This is a genomic window from Rhizobium sp. BR 317 (assembly GCF_047445835.1).
Taxonomy (GTDB): Bacteria; Pseudomonadota; Alphaproteobacteria; order Rhizobiales; family Rhizobiaceae; genus Rhizobium; species Rhizobium paranaense.
On sequence record NZ_JARWLB010000021.1, the window covers coordinates 86835 to 102810 of the forward strand.

The window sequence follows — 15976 nt, forward strand, 5'->3', positions numbered from 1 at the left end:
TCCTATTTGGCAAAATCCGGCGGCAACGTCTCTCGAATGAGATTTCGCAAGGCTTCCATGTCGCCGCTCAAGGGCCGGTCGTCGCCATAATGCAGAACGCGGGCTCGCACCATCTCGTAGATCGCGTCGGTGCCGGCGGCGCGGCCTCCCGCGGCACTGAGGAAGTCATGCGCCTGCGCTGCTGCCATCAGTTCGATCGCAAGGATATATTCGGCATTGTCGATCACTGCGAGCAGCTTGTTTGCCGCCGCCGTCGGATGCGCGAGGAAATCCTCCTGTAGGCCGGAGGTCAGTCCGCCATCGGTACTGGCGGGTGCCGCCAATCGGCGGTTCTCGTTGGCAAGGGCTGCGGCGGTATATTGCGCGATCATGAAACCGGAATTGCTGCCGGCATCGCTTGCGAGGAAGGGCGGCAGACCGCTGACCAGCGGATTGACCAGCCGGTCCATGCGCCGCTCGCTCATCGCCGCGATCTGGGCGAGCGCGATGGCAAGGCTGTCGGCGGCTTGGCCGAGCGCCGGGGCAACCGCATGGGCTTCCGAGGAAACTACGGGATTCTCCGGCGTGCCGGAAACCGCCGGATTGTCGGTGACGGAGGCAAGCTCCTGATCGACAATGCGTGCGGAATTATCGAAGACATCGCGCGCCGCGCCGTGAGCATGCGGAATGGCGCGCAGGCTGAGAGCATCCTGTGTACGCCGGCCCAATGCCGCTGCGATGACCCCGCTGCCCTGCAGCCGGGCGCGCAAGGAAACACCGACTGCGGCAATGCCCTTGGAGTGACGCAGCGCGAGAACGGCTTCATCGAATGCAGCCACCTGGCAACCGGCTGCCTCCAGCGTCAATGCCGCGACGGCATCGGCCCAGGCAAGCAGGCGTTCGGCACGAGCCAGCGCCACGCTGGAAAGACCGGTCGCGCAGGCTGTGCCGTTGACGAGGCTCAGCCCTTCCTTCGCGCCGAGTACGAGCGGTTCAAGACCGATCGCGGCCAAGGCTTCACGTCCGGACATCGCCTTACCTGCGACCCTGGCGCTGCCCTCACCGATCAGCACCAGCGCGATGTGAGCATTGTGCGTGAGATAGCCGGCCGAACCTTTCGAGGGCACGTCGGGGATGCAGTCCTTTTCGAGAAAGGTCGAGAGATGACTGACGATTTCCGGCCTCACGCCCGAATGGCCATGGGCGAAATTGGCGATCTGGGCGGCGATGATGGCACGCACCTCGCGCGGCGCCAGCAGCTCCCCGACTCCAGAGGCGTGGCTCAAGATGATATTGCGCGACAAACGGCTCTGGGATTCACGATCGACCACCGTATCCGACAGCGCGCCGACCCCGGTGTTGACACCGTAGGCGCGTACGCCGGTCTCCACGATGCGTTCGACGATCCGGCTGGCATAGGCGATGCGTTCCCGGACGGCTGGTGCGAGTGATAAAGGCGCGCCATCTGCCACGCTGGCGACATCGCGCCAGCTCAGCACCGTTCGAAGCATGATGGTCATGACGGCGTTCCGAAATGTCCGATAAACTGGCGGAAAGCCGGCGAGGCACCACTGCCGAACATCTCCTGCGGCGGGCCGCTGCTTTCGATCAGGCCCTCGCGCATGAAGACGACGCGGTTGGAGACATTGCGGGCAAAGCTCATCTCATGCGTGACGACAAGCATGGTCATGCCCTCTTCCGCCAGCGAACGCATGACGCGCAGCACTTCGCCGACAAGCTCTGGATCGAGCGCCGAGGTCGGCTCGTCGAAGAGCATGACTTTCGGCTTCATGGCGAGCGAACGGGCAATCGCCGCGCGCTGCTGCTGGCCGCCGGACAGAAGCGCCGGATAGGCATGACGCTTATCGGCAATGCCAACCTTTTCGAGCAGCACTTCGGCTTCGGCGATGCACTCGGCCCGCGGCCGCCTCAGCACATGCACCGGCCCCTCGATGACATTCTGCAGGATTGTCATGTGGGACCAAAGATTGAACGACTGGAACACCATGCCGAGCTCGGAGCGGATATGATCCACCTGCTTCTGGCTCGCCGGCTTAGTTTTGCCGCCCTTGTGCACCATGCGGATCTGCTCGCCATCAACCCAGATTTCGCCATCCGTGGCGGTCTCCAAGAGGTTGATGCAGCGCAGAAAGGTGGATTTGCCCGAGCCGGAGGCGCCAAGCAGCGAGATGACGTCGCCATCCTGAGCATCGAGGGAAATGCCGCGCAAAACCTCGTGCGTGCCGAAGCTCTTGCGGATATTACGGACCGAAAGTCGGGTGACGCCGGGCATGATCTCTCCAATCCAGATCTAGGCCAGTTGCCTCACGCCTTCAGCGCCGCCGGAACGGCGCGACGATGGCGGGACAGACGATATTCCAGCAGGCCGAGCGCCTGCAGAATGATGAAATTCAAGATGAGATAGATGGCGGCCGCGCAGAGGAAGACTTCCATCGTGCGGTAGGTATGCGAGATCAGCCGCTGGGCAACGCCGGTCACTTCCCAGACGGTGACGAGACTTGCGAGCGCCGTCGACTTCATCATCAGTACGATTTCGGTCGAATAGGCAGGCAATGCGTGACGGAAGGCGATGGGCGCCAGGACGCGCCGCACGAGCAGGAAACCGGACATGCCGATCGAACGCGCCGCCTCGATCTCACGCGGGGAGACGGCGCGAATGCCGCCACGGAAGATCTCCGCAGTATAACCGCCGGTGCAGAGCGCAAGTGATAGGACGGCGCAGACGAAAGGCTCACGCAGCAGCGGCCAGAGAGGCCCATAGCGGATGAATCCGAACTGGGCGAGCCCGTAAAAGATCAGGAACATCTGGATGAGCAGCGGCGAGCCGCGGAAGATGAAGATGTAGCCCTTGGCGATGGCGGTGAAGATCGGATTGCCGCCGACCCGCATCCAGACGATCAGGATTGCGAGAACGCCGCCGATGGCGATCGACAGGAAAAACAGCGCCAGCGTCGTCGGCAGAGCTTCGAGCAGCGTGAGCATGGTCTGTCCGAGAAAAGCGAAATCCATGACCGATCCTCAGGCCTGGCCCATTGCAGAGGGCATGCTGCGATTGGCGCGCCGTTCGGCGCCGTTGAAGATGCGATCCGACAGGCTCGTCAGGATGAGATAGAGCGCGCCGCCCACGATGAAGAACAGGAAATATTGCCGTGTCGATCCGGCGGCGACCTGGCTGGTCCGCATCAGCTCGGCAAGGCCGGTGACCGAAATCAGCGCGGAATCCTTAAGGCTCAACTGCCAGACATTGCCCATGCCGGGAATAGCGTAGCGCAGCACCTGCGGCATGATGATCCGCCGGAACCTCAGGCCTCCATGCATTCCGATGGCCGAGGCCGCTTCAAGCTCGCCCTTGGAAACAGCGAGATAGGCGCCGCGGAACACCTCCGCCTGATAGGCGCCGGAGATGATGCCGACGGCAAGGGCACCGGCCGCAAAGGACGGCATGCCGAGAAACCCCTCATAGCCGAGGGATTTGCCGATGCTGGTGATCGCGCTCGATCCGCCGAAATAGATCAGATAGATGATGAGCAGTTCCGGCACGCCGCGAAAAACGGTTGTATAGACGTTTCCAAGCGTCTTCAGGATGAGATTGCCGGAGAGCTTCGCCGCCGCGATGATGGCGCCGAAGACAGCGCCGATCGCCAATGCGACCGCAGTGACGCACAGCGTCATCAGCGCTCCGAGCAGAAGCAGAGCGCCCCAGCCGGTCGAGCCGAAACCGATCAATTGCAATATCGCCATCTCGTTCGTTCCCCGTACCGAGCGGTCTGTTTTCTTGATTAGTCAAACATAACATGCGGGAAGCGGCATTGAAGCCGAAAGCCGGCGCCCCCCGATGGAAGCGCCGGCGAACGATCATTCCTGCGGCGAGACGTCCGTCTTGAACCACTTCATCGAGAGGTTCTTCACGGTGCCGTCGGCCAGTGCCGACTTGATTGCCGCGCTGAACATGTCGCGAAGGTCCGTGTCGGACTTGCGGACGCCGAGGCCTTCGCCGACGCCCCAGATCGGGCCGGCGACTTGCGGCCCCGTGAAGGCGAGCGCCCCGTTGGCGGCATCGAAAGCTGTCTGGAAATAGACGGCGTCGTCGAAGCCGAGATCGATACGGCCATTCTGCAGATCGAGGTCACGATCGGCGCCGGTCTTGTACTCGCGGATCGTCGCGACGTCGCCGAAGTTGTCGTAAATGAACTTGGCGTAAACGGTAGCGGCCTGGATGCCGATGGTCTTGCCCTTGAAGGCTGCCTTCAGCGCGTCGATCTCCTTAACGCCGGTCTGGCCGGGCGTCATCTTGACGGTTGCGCCGGTGCCGGCTGCGTTGGCCAGCGGGCTATCCTTCGCGGTCGCGAAAGCAGCCGGGGTCGCAGCGTAAGGAACGGTGAAATCGATGACCTGCTTGCGCTCATCGGTGATCGACAGCGCATCCATGATCACATCGAACTTGCCAGCGTTCAGAGCCGGGATCATGCCATCCCAATCGGACGCCACCAGCTTGCAGTCGACCTTGGCTCGCTCGCACAGCACCTTGGCCAGTTCCGGCTCGAAGCCGCCGAGCGTACCGTCGGAGTTGGTCAGGTTCCATGGCGCATAAGCGCCTTCGAGCGTGATGGTAACGGTTTTCCAGTCCTTCGCCTGAGCTGCAGGGCCGGCGAGAACGGCAAGCGCCAGGGCGCTGGAAAGAAGGGCATGTCTAATCTTCATCGATGTTCTCCTCTTGAGATCGAAATAGCCAATTTCTGTTTACGCCAGTCTTCGCCGGCTTGCCGGGTCGGCGACCTGCATTTGCTGGTCACATCGATCGGATAGTTGTATAGGGTACCATATGTGATATTTTGTGTTATGCAAGTGCCAAGTCGATTTACAAAGCGAAATTCGCGACTGCACAAGGATTAGGCAATGAAACGCGCTACCGATCGGAAACGTGAGCTGGCCGAAAACGACTCCGGCCCGCTTTATGCCGGCGTCAAGCAGATGATCCTTGATCGGATCCACAGCGGCGAGTGGCCGCCGAAGCATCGCGTTCCCTCGGAAAACGAGCTGGTCGTGGAACTCGGCGTCAGCAAGATGACCGCCAACCGGGCACTGCGAGAGCTTGCCAATGAAGGCGAACTTGTCCGCATCCAGGGTGTGGGCTCCTTCGTTGCCGAGCGCAAAGGCTATTCGGCGCTGTTCGAGGTGCGCAACATCGCCGATGAGATCGCCGAGCGCGGCCATGTTCATGAGGCTTCCGTCGTCGTTTTGGCCCGCGAAACGGCCTCTCCCGAGGTTGCGGACGCTCTGGAGCTGGAGATCGGCGCGGCGGTTTTCCACTCGCTGATCGTCCACAGCGAAAACGGCGTTCCTGTGCAGATCGAGGACCGTTTCGTTCACCCGGAAGCAGCGCCCGAATATCTCGAGCAGGATTTCACGACGCTGACGCCGAATGCTTATCTGACGGCTGCGGCCCCGCTCAGCGGCTCGGAGCACATCGTCGAGGCAGCAATGCCGCAGCCCTGGGAATGCAAGCTCCTGACCGTCTTGAAGACCGAACCTTGCCTGGCGATCCGCCGGCGTACATGGTCGGCACGACAAGTGGTCTCCATCGCCCGCCTCGTCTATCCCGGACACCGGTATCGGCTCGAAGCGCGTAGCGGCAAGATGTTCGAGGAATGAAAAGATCGACCAACTTGTATATGGAACATAATGCGCTTAAATTATGAGCACTTTGAAGCGGCCGCACTCAGCCACCTTCGCGCCTCTTTTTGCTCTTCATCGCCGGGTCCGGCAGCACCGTACCAAAAACGTGATCCCAGAAAAGCGACGAAACACCGTAATTCCCCTCGTCGGTGGAGGCATGGTGCTGCGCATGCCAGCGCTTGGCACGGTAGAGATAGGTGCCGTGCGGAATCCGCCAGTGGTGCATCGCGTGATGCATTGTTCCGTAGGTGAGATAGCCAAGCGTCATACCGACGGTGAAGCCTGATGCCACGCCAAAGCCGAAGGCCCACCAAGACGGCAACAATACACCCGCGACCATGAAAGACAGGCTGAGCCAGATCGGCGTATCGATCAACTCGGTCGGCGCGTGGTGATGGTGAATATGCATGTCGCGTACATAGACGACATGGTGCAGCACGAAGCGATGAATGAGGTATTCCACCAGCGTCCATGCGGCTGCGCCGGTTGCGATGGCGGCAAGCCAGAGCAAGGGCCGGCCATCATAGCCCCAAAGAAAATAGGCGGCGCTCAGTCCGACAGCGGTGATCGGGTAGACGACAAAATCCGCATAATAAGCGATCGCATTTGGTTTTCGCGAAAGTGAGCGCCTCATATGGCGTGCTCGCTGCATTGACTGCGAAGATTCGTCATAAGATTCTTCTTCATTCTCTACAGGCAGAAACGATTCATATGCCTCTGTCGACGCATGTTTGAGAAACGCGCGAAGAGGCGAAAGCACTTCAATATTTACACATGAGCGGGATTCAGCCCTATGTGCAGGCCGCTTCAAGGCCGAGACGAAGCGGTTCGCACATGGCGAAAACCACATCCCCTCCATTTCGCAGCGCAAAATGCCGGTCCTTAAACCGGCCAATCGCGAACGAGCGTAGAAGCATGCCGAACAAGATGTGTCTTAAAAAAATGACAGGCAAGTGACGTAGCGCCAAGCTCAGGCAATATCGGCTACATCAGGCAATAAAACAGCGACCAACACGATTGGCGGCGTGTTGGTCGCTCGTAGCAGCGGGTGCTTCCGGTTGGGGGGGCCTTTTCACACCCGCTGCAACTATCGATCAATCAGCGGGGTCTGTTGCGTCGTCGTCGGATGGCGCAACAGTCGACCTTTCCAGCGCATCGCGAACCTGATCGATCTTTCCAACGGCGGGGCCGACGCCCAGGATGTCCTTAGCCTCGGCCAGCGTTTGGTCGGTTACAACGCCGGTCTTCGAAGACTGAGCCAGAGCCGAACGAAGCGCTTCGTCGCTGAGGGCCGGGTCCGTTGGGACGGCATTGATTCCATTCTTGAGTTCGAACTCGGCATAATCCATGACGTAGGCTCTGATAGCCGCCATCTTCGGATCCTTGGAATTCATATAGGCGTGATAGTTCCTCTTGAGGGAATTGAGGCTACCAAGCTCTGACGCCTGCGTTTTGACCTTGGTTACGCTGTGCTTCTCAAGCTTCTCATTAGCAGCCGCGGACTTCGAGATGTGATTCGTATGCTTGGCGTGGCCGACATCGGTATCCGTGTCTCCGTCCACATCAGTGCTGGTTGAATTTGTGTCGTCAGACGACTTGGCATGACTAGAATTGGCGCTGCCGTGGCTCCCACTATTGCCGTTTCCATTGCCGCCACCGTTGCCATTTCCATTTCCGCCGCCGTTTCCGTTGCCGCCCTTGGCATAAGCGATGCCTGCCAGACCCAGAGCAGCGCCACCGACCGGAGCGACCGCCAGCGTCAGGGCGACCATTGTCGTTCCGAAGACTGATCCGAATTTCATGTGCCTCTTCCTTTCATTCCAGACCTGCGCCCTTCCGGTGCCATGCGACCGCGACGCAGGACGAACAATGATGCTGCTCGCCACAATATTGCTGGAAAAGAAAGTTTCCACTCGGGTCAGACCAATGCGACCGGCGGTCGGACCTTAGACTTATCGCTGGTCGCCAAAAGTCTCATCGGTTTCAAAGCGGCTTGAGGTGCGTCAATCCTCAGACCTGCCGGTGAGATGAACCAACAGCCATTTGACGCGCGGCCTGGCTACGATAGGTATGCGGTATTGAGTGGTGATCGCTGAAAGTAGCCAGACATGCAGACGAGCCTCAAATCAATGCTGTCCCCGGTTCGTTTAATCGCCGGCTGGAATTCTCAATCACTGGCGAAACAATTTCTCCTGATCGGCGGTTTGGTGTCCGCCTGCGCGATGCTCGTCGTGGGCGCCTTCGTCACCAACCTCATCGAGGAGGCCGTCACGCGCAACTCCGCTGCCAGCACAGCGCTTTATGTCGATAGCGTCATTGCCCCCCTGCTTCCGGATATGCAGAAGACGGTGGTTCTGGACGATACGGTGACGCACGCCCTCGACGAAACGCTCGGAGAAGGTGCGCTTGGCAGCCGCCTCATGTCCTTTCGCCTCTGGCGCAATGACGGCACCATTCTTTATTCCAACGACAAAAACCTCATGGGCAAGCAGTTCCCGCTCAGCAATGATCTGAAGACAGCATTTGCCGGCAAGATGGTGGCGCAGTTCAATCAACTCGACGATGTCGAAAGCGTCGCCGAGCGCAACAGCGGTAAGCCGCTTCTGGAGATCTACAACCCGGTCCTCCAACCCTGGTCGGGCAAGGTCGTGGCCGTTTCCGAATTTTATGAGGTCGCGTACGACTTCGAGCGGAGCCTGAACCAGGCGCGATTCAGAAGCTGGATGGCTGTTGCCTTGTTCACGCTGACGTTCTTCCTCGTTCTTTCCATTATCGTCCTTCGCGGCAGCCGAACGATTGAAAGCCAGCGCAGCGCATTGAAAGCGCGCATCGGCGAGCTATCGTCGCTTCTACAGCAGAACGAAATTTTGCACGCCCGCGTTCAAAGAGCTTCTCAACGCGCCGCCGCCCTCAACGAGAGCTATCTCCGGCGCATCGGCGCCGATCTGCATGACGGGCCCGCCCAGCTCATTGCCTATGCGTCACTGCGATTGGACAGCGAAGCCCTGGTTCATCCGGCCACGCCGGCGCAGGAACGAGAGCGGTCGCTTGCGGCCATCAAATCAAGCTTGGACGATGCGATGGCGGACATCAGAAGCATCTGCAGCGGGCTGGTGCTGCCGCATATCGAGTCGGCAAACCTGACCGAACTATTGCAGCGCGCCGTCCGCGCCCATGAGCAACGAACCGGCGTCACGGTCCGCTTATCTGTTTCCGGCACGACACAAGAGCTTTCGACATCTGCCAAGATATGTATATACCGCTTCATTCAAGAAGCGCTGAACAACGGCTACCGTCACGGTGAAGGCGCAGCACAGCAAGTGAAACAAACAATCGACGGCGAGCAGATCAAGATCGCAGTATCGGACGAGGGACCCGGCTTCGATCCAGCCTATATACCGCCAAGCAGTATCGGTTTGGCTGGACTGAGAGAACGGGTAGAAAGTCTCGGCGGCGTTTTCGAATTGAGGTCTTCCGAAAACGGCACCGTGGTTCAAATGTCGCTGAACGCAATGGAAATGGAGCAGGTATGACGATGGCAATCAGTCTCGCGGTGGTCGATGATCATCCGTTGTTCCGCGAAGGGGTCATCCGCAGCCTTGCCGAGATCGGGGGCTTTGCGATCGTTGGCGAAGGCAGCACAAGGGAAGATGCGATTCGAATAGCCGAAGACGAGCGTCCGGACGTCTTGTTGTTGGATATCTCCATGCCTGGTGGTGGCCTGGACGCACTATCGTTGATTCTCGAACGGGCGCCCGATCAGAAGGTCGTGATGCTGACGGTTTCCGAGGCCAGCGACGATGTGACGGCAGCTCTGAAAAACGGGGCGAAGGGATATGTGCTGAAGGGTGTAGGCTCGCGATCGCTGGCAGATATCCTTCGCACGGTTGCCTCGGGAGAAAGCTATGTCGCCCCTACTCTTTCCGCTCGCCTGATCTCTGGCGACGGTAATGCCTCCTTGCGAAAAGCGGATCTTCTTCGCGATCTGACGGGCCGGGAAAGCGAGGTCCTTCAGCTCGTCGCATCCGGATTGAGCAACAAGCACATCGGCCTGAAGCTCGATCTTCACGAGAAGACGGTCAAGCATCATATGACGCAGATTTTCGCGAAACTGGGCGTTGCAAACCGAACAGAGGCTGCGATGGCTTTTCGGGATGCGCTTGACGAGCGTGGTTAGAGCGCCGTGCGTTCATTTGAACGCACAAAGGTCATTCTAATTCTTTGAATTTAAGCCATCTTTTCCGCTTGCAGGGTGACCTGAAAGCCGGATGTTCTAGTGGAGGAAAGACCGCAGCCTTTGCTGATCGGCCGTGGTCGCACTGCGATTGATGATCGTGCGCCCCTTCGAATCCTTCATGACATAACGACCATTTGCTATTTCTTCACTCATGCCGTCGTCGTGATGCACTGCCATCGATGCATCGTTCGCATCTGCTGAGTCGTCCGTGTCGCTTTGTGTGGCACTCTTTCCGTTGGCTTTGCCATTGCTATTTCCACCGGCATTGCCATTGCTGCCGCCATTCCCGCTATTGCCGCCGCTGTTACCGTTCCCGCCGCCGTTGCCGTTGCCATTACCGCCGCCGTTGCCGTTACCCCCGCCGTTGCCATTGCCTCCGCCATTGCCATTACCGCCGCTTTTTGCATCGGCAGTTTGCGCGACAAGTCCGATGGAAGATCCACGAATCGCGACGGTGTAAGGCGTCGCGACAAGCGCCAGCGTAAACGAAACGCCGAGAAGAACGGCGATCGACTTTCCGCGAAAAGACATAGCTGGCCTCCTACACGTTTAGGGAATCGACACTGCGCGAAATAGACCGTTCAGCCACCAGATTGAAAACAGCCTTCACCACGACACATCAGATCGTTTCTGTGAGGGAGCCGTCAACCATAGTCTCGGCAAAAACGCAAATCTTGGACTTTTGCAATTTCGGCTAAGACCTTGGTCCTGCTCGCCATCGGACGAAGGTCGCAGGGCCGAATCGACTGAAGCCTCAATCACAACGAGCGCCATTGAAAGAGCGCCCGCCCTGCCCTTACTACTACCTGGAAGCTAGTCGGCACGCCGGGCGAAGGCATGGGGGAAAACGTCTTTCGTCACGTCCGACTGCAGACGGGGATGGAAATGGGGAAGCTCTCGCAGGCACGTTCGCCGACTCACTTGTTTTGATCACAGTCATCGCAGCGACGGGGAGTACGCGTGGCGCCACGCAATGGTCTCGGACAGAGCCGGCATAGAAACTACCGCCGGCTGTTCTGATTGATTTCGACCTGGCCCGATATGAAAGGCATGAAAATGGAAGCGCAGTGGAAGATGTACCTGGATCAGGCGAAGCCACCCGGCGCGATTGCCGATTTTTCAGCCGCCGCTTTCGTCCTTCAGGTGGCGATGAATCTCCGTATCTCCCTAAGCTTTGTCCAGGCGACCCCTGAATGCCATTACCTCTTTGAGCGCGTTATGGCATCTGCCGAAACATATGGCCTTGCGAGAGAGGCAGGTTCGGCACTCGCATTTACCAATGCGGAGAAAGTTCTGGCGGACGCCGTAGCGCTTCTCGCCATCGAACTGCAACATTGCTCTCCGGCTTTGCGCGTTGTTGATGCATCCGTGACCCCAATGCATCCCGCCGCAGCGTCTCAGCCGATAACCATCGACAGAAATCCTTTCGGACAAGCGTCGCTGTAGCCTCATCGCGGGCGGCAAGACCGCTATTCGATGACGCGCGCCCGCAACTCCTTGGATGGCACAAGGCAGGTCTCGTTTCTGCCGAAAAGGCGGTATCTGTTCTTAGCGATCAGATCGTAAGCCGCGTTGGCCAGCCGTCGCGGCAAAACATTCACCACCGCAAGCAGGCTCCAAGGAAAACCGAGGCACCGCATAGCTGTGGCAAACGAGTCCATCTTCGTGTGCAGGACGCCGTCTACGATCAACAAGTTGGTCGAAAAATCCGTCGGATCGAGGCCGTAGTGCCGATAAAGCGCCTGCCCGAGCGGAGACTGTGCGGCCGTGAACAGGAAGCGGCCGGAAGGGTCGTGCGCGAAGATAAAGCGGATGAACGATGAACAGAAAATGCACTCGTGGTCGAAAACGATAAGACCCTTGTCTTGATCGTGAGGCGGCACGTTCGGGTCATTTCTGAAACTGTATGAGGCAAATTCGGTCATCGGCAACGTATCTCCGAAGCACAATGAACGTCGCGTTACCTTTTGCGTCAAGTGAAAGCTGTCGCAATCATCAAGCGCACGTCATTTCGGCAAGACCTGGTACCTCAAGTCCCATGACCACTTTCTGCGGGCGAGATCGTCCGGAGAGGTGCATCCAACCCCAAAAATCGCCGGACAAGATAATCCAAGGACAAACGTCCCGGTCCCCAGGCCATGATGCCGAGCGCCATCGCCGCCCAGGTGATATGAACGGGCCATCCATCGGGAACGGTCAGTTCCACGATAGCCGTCATCGCGAGAAGACCAGTCGCGGCAAAGCGCGTGGCAAGGCCGAGCACCAGAAGCGTCGAAAATACGACCTCCCCGGAACCAGACAGGAATGCCATCACCGCTGGCGCGGGATAGGGGTATGGCCCGCCCGGAAGATGCAGCATGAATTCGTCCGTGAAGAGCTCGACGGCCGTATCGCTCAACTGCAGAAACCCATCCCATTTGAGAATGCCGGAACGCCAAAATGGCACCGCCAGCCCGACACGCAGGACGAGTTGCACTAGGGATGGCTGCGCGATCATCTGTATCAGCCAGCTTGCCTTTTCGACCAATCCAACGATCGACGCAAACGGCTTGTTCACGGCTGCAGTTTCAATCGTTTTCGACATGGGAATTCTCCACGTAAACTTCAGTAAAAGCGCCGGCCTCGATCATCTCTGTGACCATGCCTGCAAGATCGAAGGCGGAATTGACGTCCAGCGCCGTAGCCGCAGCCGCCCCGAGAGCGCCGCCATCGGCAAGGCAGAGGAGGAATGCCGCTCCCCCGGGCGGCAGCAAGCGGACCACGACCTCAAGTTCCGGCCGCGTGATCAACGCGTCCTCGGGAACGATATGCTCGATGCGCTCCACCGGATCGGAGCCGCGGTTGGCGGCAAAGATCATCACGGCCGGAAATCTGGAGGAGAGAATTCTCGTCGCCGGATGGACGCGAAACCGAAGTTCGGGCAACGCCCCCGACGCTACGCACGCGAGATCATCTGCCGAAATAACCGGGCAATCGGTCGCATGGTAGGCATCCAACCAGGCTCGCTCCAAGCGCGCGACATCGCCCAACCAAGGCATCGACTGGGCATATTCGTAGGCATCGATAAAAGCGGGGAAGTCGTGGCCATATTCGAACAAAAGCGGTGACGTCGGCGGCGTCTCTCGAATGTGAAATCGCGCCATCGCCCGAAAGAAATCCGGTCCCGTTATGCGCTGGGTCGCGGGAAAAATCGCGGCCAGCGCCTCGATCAGGCTTACGGTGACGTTGTTGCGGTAGACGTTGTAGCGCTTGTCGGCGGCCTTCCCATGCGGGCCGACCACCGAAGCCGGCGTTTGCTGTTCGGGATCCAGCAGCGGTTTGGAAAAACTCGAAGCGAATGACGGGTCGCCGCGCCCGATGGACAGGACGTCAGCGGGCCGCATGAGATTTTCCTACCGTCTGTGATTGCCGATCGAGGATTGCCTGCGCTGCGACCGCCTCGGCGCGCAAGACCGGCCAATCGGGGATTTTGCTGTCCCATTCGACCAGCGAGGGAACCCCGCCGCAGTGGCCGATGACGATCTCGTAGAGACGCCAGACCGCGTCCGCGACAGGTCCATCGTGACTGTCGATCAGCAGCTGCTCGCCCTCATCATCCGTCTGCTCCGCATGGCCTGCGAGATGGATTTCACCGACTTTCGTCAAGGGAAAGTCAGCAAGATAGTCCAGCGCGGAATAGCCGTGGTTCGTGGCCGAAACAAAGACATTGTTGATGTCGAGCAAAAGACCGCAACCAGTCCGCTTTGCAATCTCGCCCATGAAATCCGTTTCGCTCATCGAGGATTCGGCGAAAAGTACGTAAGTCGATGGATTTTCCAGCAGAATGGGACGTCCGATCGCCGTCTGCATCTCGTCGATGTGATCGCAGACATGCATGAGCGTGGCACTCGTATAAGGCAGGGGCAGCAGATCGTTCAGATAGGTGTTCTCGTGGGTCGACCATGCCAGGTGCTCGGATACGAGCGCGGGCTCATATCTGATCACCAGCTCGCGAAAACGCCGCAGATGGTCCTTGTTCAGCGGTTGCGGCCCACCGAGGGACATGCAAACGCCATGGAGCGAGATCGGATGATCCCGGCGCACGAGTTCGAGCGCGTGATGAGGAGGGCCGCCGGCGCCCATGTAGTTCTCGGCATGAATTTCGAAAAACCCTTGTGGTCCGTTTTCGGCAAGTATGGCCGACAGATGTTCCGGCTTGAAGCTCGTGCCGGCCAAGCCGTGAACAGGATAGGAGGGAAAGCGGAGATCCGCACTCGCTTTACCGACAGGCGCGACGGTTCGATTGTGGGCGTTCATCGTGTTTTCTCCGCTTTCCGATAGCTGGGTCGATCAGAGGTCGCGCTTGAGCGGCATCAACGAGCCGTGGCGGCCGCCGGGAATGTCGAGCGAGGCGCAGGTGCCGCCCTGCACAAACTTCCAGGAATTGCCCTGGAAATCGACGGTCGACGTACCTTGGCAGGTGGTTCCCGGACCGGCGGCACAATCGTTTTGGCCCTTCAGTGCGACACCGTAGCACTTCTCCTTGTGAGCCGCGACGGCAGCACTGGCTTCAGCCTTCGTCAGCGGTGCGGCGGCGGCCATGGACGCAAGCGCCGTCGTAACCGCACCGGCGAGCAGGACAGAACTCACAGTAGCTTTCAACATGAACTATCTCCATTTGGGTTCGTTGACGCCCCTGTCTTCGGGGCACGTCAGATACTCGTTCGGGAAGGGAGATTCGTTACAGCCGAGATTGTCACGAACGCGTGATTGCCAACGCATCGGGCCAAGCGTGAGTGGCCGTCATGAAGGAACTGAGATTGACCGCGGCCGCTCAGCGAATATTAGCTGCCATAGGATCGATTGAAATGATGAATTAAAGTTTTCTTAGCCAAATCAAGCCATTTTCAATCCCGCCGGTAGCAGCATGTCATTTTCAGCAGCAGTAGATTCGCCTGGTTGCACCTGGGCGATCACACAGGCGGGATCAAACCGCGCCGGGCTCACTGATCTATCCTGTTGCGAGGCGCCATAAAAAATCTGAAAATTTCAAGTCAGCTTATATTGCTCGTCACCGGGCTTATGGTCGCTTTCGCTGCGGCTACCTATCTGCAAATCCGCTCTTCTGCGGACTCCATTTACAATGAACGCTATGAAATGCTTCGCACGCAGGTCGAATCCGGCATCTCCGTCCTGAAATTCTATTATGATCAGGAAAAGGCCGGCGAACTGACCGAAGAGCAGGCGAAGGCACAGGCCTTTGCCGCCGTCAACGCCATCAGATACACCCCGGACGGCTATCTCTTCGGTTACGACTACGACATCAACATGGTCTTCCACTATGACGCGTCGAAGGTCGGTAAAAGCCTGAAGGGACAACCCGATCCGAAGGGCCACTACTATCGTGAGGAACTGGTCAAGCTCGGCCAGCAGGGTGGCGGCCTTACCGATTTCTATGCCAGCAAACCCGGGCAGCCGACCGCCGACGCCACTTACCGCAAGACCGCCTATGCCCGCGCCTTCGAACCTTGGAAGGTCGTCGTCATTACCGGCGTCTATATGGACGACCTGGACGCGCTGGTCCGCGAGAAGATCTGGATGACCTTGTGGTCGAGCCTCGTGCTCTTTGCCGCTGCACTCGGCGCGGCCTTCGTCGTCATCCGCGGCATCTCGAAGCCCCTGACCGAGGTTCACGCCGCCCTCAAGGCCGTGGCCGACGAGGATGTCAGGGTTGCGATCCCGCATGCCGAGATGCGTAACGAAATCGGCCTGATGGCCAAGGCCACCCAGGCGCTCCAGAAAAAAATTCGCGAGCGCCATACAATGGCCGCGCGTCAGGCGGCGCAGGAAGAGGCGATCAACGCCGAGCGCCAACAGAACCTGCGTCAGCAGCAAGATGAGGCGCATGAACAGGCGCGTGTCGTTTCCACCATTGGCCAGGCGCTCGAAGCGCTGGCCGCGGGCGACCTGACCCTGCGGCGATATCGGCATCGGCTATGCCGGCCTGCGCAACAACTTCAACGAGGCGCTGTCGCATCTGGAAGCCGCCATGGGCCGGGTCAATGCCAAGGGCAATGACATCGG

Annotated in this window: 17 protein-coding genes and 1 pseudogene; 5 read left to right on the forward strand and 13 right to left on the reverse strand. The window is 59.0% G+C overall.

Annotated features, from left to right (window positions below; translation table 11 throughout):
• Window positions 1–2 precede the first annotated feature (2 nt).
• The 5 genes from QD357_RS26175 to QD357_RS26195 all read right to left on the reverse strand — a co-directional run bounded on the left by QD357_RS26175 (window position 3) and on the right by QD357_RS26195 (window position 4701).
• The gene (locus QD357_RS26175; RefSeq protein WP_183939781.1) at window positions 3–1499 is read right to left on the reverse strand and encodes an HAL/PAL/TAL family ammonia-lyase; all 1497 of its coding nucleotides are present in this window, start codon (window positions 1497–1499) and stop codon (window positions 3–5) included.
• Entirely contained in the window at window positions 1496–2272 is a 777-nt protein-coding gene (locus QD357_RS26180; protein WP_414125368.1) for an ABC transporter ATP-binding protein, read from the reverse strand. The genes QD357_RS26175 and QD357_RS26180 overlap by 4 nt, the downstream gene beginning before the upstream one ends.
• A 32-nt stretch (window positions 2273–2304) precedes the next feature.
• A complete protein-coding gene (locus tag QD357_RS26185; RefSeq protein WP_183939778.1) occupies window positions 2305–3009 on the reverse strand; it encodes an ABC transporter permease in 705 nt (234 codons plus the stop codon).
• A 9-nt stretch (window positions 3010–3018) separates the two neighbouring features.
• On the reverse strand, window positions 3019–3741 hold the full coding sequence (locus QD357_RS26190) for an ABC transporter permease (RefSeq protein WP_183939776.1): 723 nt from the start codon (window positions 3739–3741) through the stop codon (window positions 3019–3021).
• A gap of 114 nt (window positions 3742–3855) precedes the next feature.
• Window positions 3856–4701, reverse strand: coding sequence for a transporter substrate-binding domain-containing protein (locus tag QD357_RS26195; RefSeq protein ID WP_028751980.1), 846 nt, complete (start codon window positions 4699–4701; stop codon window positions 3856–3858).
• Window positions 4702–4896: 195 nt separating this feature from the next.
• On the opposite strand from QD357_RS26195, the gene hutC reads away from it, so the two are divergent.
• Window positions 4897–5652 (forward strand): histidine utilization repressor, encoded by a 756-nt coding sequence (gene hutC / locus QD357_RS26200; RefSeq protein ID WP_104826450.1) that lies wholly within the window; start codon window positions 4897–4899, stop codon window positions 5650–5652.
• Between the two features lie 67 nt (window positions 5653–5719).
• On the opposite strand, the gene QD357_RS26205 is transcribed toward hutC, so the two are convergent.
• A complete protein-coding gene (locus QD357_RS26205) occupies window positions 5720–6310 on the reverse strand; it encodes a sterol desaturase family protein (protein WP_183939772.1) in 591 nt (196 codons plus the stop codon).
• A 460-nt stretch (window positions 6311–6770) separates the two neighbouring features.
• Window positions 6771–7478, reverse strand: a complete 708-nt coding sequence (locus QD357_RS26210) for a hypothetical protein (RefSeq protein ID WP_183939770.1) — start codon at window positions 7476–7478, stop codon at window positions 6771–6773.
• Between the two features lie 306 nt (window positions 7479–7784).
• Between QD357_RS26210 and QD357_RS26215 the strand changes: the two genes are divergently transcribed.
• Both QD357_RS26215 and QD357_RS26220 read left to right on the forward strand, forming a co-directional pair.
• On the forward strand, window positions 7785–9209 hold the full coding sequence (locus tag QD357_RS26215) for a sensor histidine kinase (RefSeq protein ID WP_183939768.1): 1425 nt from the start codon (window positions 7785–7787) through the stop codon (window positions 9207–9209).
• Window positions 9206–9853 (forward strand): response regulator, encoded by a 648-nt coding sequence (locus tag QD357_RS26220; RefSeq protein ID WP_183939766.1) that lies wholly within the window; start codon window positions 9206–9208, stop codon window positions 9851–9853. Before QD357_RS26215 ends, QD357_RS26220 begins: the two co-directional genes overlap by 4 nt.
• 96 nt (window positions 9854–9949) lie before the next feature.
• Here QD357_RS26220 and QD357_RS26225 read toward each other — a convergent pair whose 3' ends face one another.
• Window positions 9950–10444 carry a hypothetical protein gene (locus QD357_RS26225; protein WP_183939765.1) on the reverse strand — a complete coding sequence of 165 codons (495 nt, stop codon included), beginning with the start codon at window positions 10442–10444 and terminating at the stop codon, window positions 9950–9952.
• Window positions 10445–10933: 489 nt separating this feature from the next.
• Between QD357_RS26225 and QD357_RS26230 the strand changes: the two genes are divergently transcribed.
• Complete coding sequence (locus tag QD357_RS26230; RefSeq protein ID WP_183939763.1) at window positions 10934–11359, forward strand: hypothetical protein; 426 nt, start codon at window positions 10934–10936, stop codon at window positions 11357–11359.
• A gap of 23 nt (window positions 11360–11382) precedes the next feature.
• On the opposite strand, the gene QD357_RS26235 is transcribed toward QD357_RS26230, so the two are convergent.
• The 5 genes from QD357_RS26235 to QD357_RS26255 form a co-directional block, all read right to left on the reverse strand.
• Window positions 11383–11838 (reverse strand): thiol-disulfide oxidoreductase DCC family protein, encoded by a 456-nt coding sequence (locus QD357_RS26235; protein WP_183939760.1) that lies wholly within the window; start codon window positions 11836–11838, stop codon window positions 11383–11385.
• A gap of 104 nt (window positions 11839–11942) precedes the next feature.
• Entirely contained in the window at window positions 11943–12497 is a 555-nt protein-coding gene (locus QD357_RS26240; protein WP_183939758.1) for a DoxX family protein, read from the reverse strand.
• A complete protein-coding gene (locus QD357_RS26245) occupies window positions 12481–13296 on the reverse strand; it encodes a DUF2063 domain-containing protein (protein ID WP_183939756.1) in 816 nt (271 codons plus the stop codon). Before QD357_RS26245 ends, QD357_RS26240 begins: the two co-directional genes overlap by 17 nt.
• Entirely contained in the window at window positions 13283–14209 is a 927-nt protein-coding gene (locus QD357_RS26250; RefSeq protein WP_414125369.1) for a DUF692 domain-containing protein, read from the reverse strand. Before QD357_RS26250 ends, QD357_RS26245 begins: the two co-directional genes overlap by 14 nt.
• A 33-nt stretch (window positions 14210–14242) precedes the next feature.
• The gene (locus tag QD357_RS26255) at window positions 14243–14557 is read right to left on the reverse strand and encodes a DUF2282 domain-containing protein (RefSeq protein ID WP_028751990.1); all 315 of its coding nucleotides are present in this window, start codon (window positions 14555–14557) and stop codon (window positions 14243–14245) included.
• A 366-nt stretch (window positions 14558–14923) separates the two neighbouring features.
• On the opposite strand from QD357_RS26255, the pseudogene QD357_RS26260 reads away from it, so the two are divergent.
• Window positions 14924–15976: pseudogene (locus tag QD357_RS26260) on the forward strand (cache domain-containing protein); the annotation flags it as partial.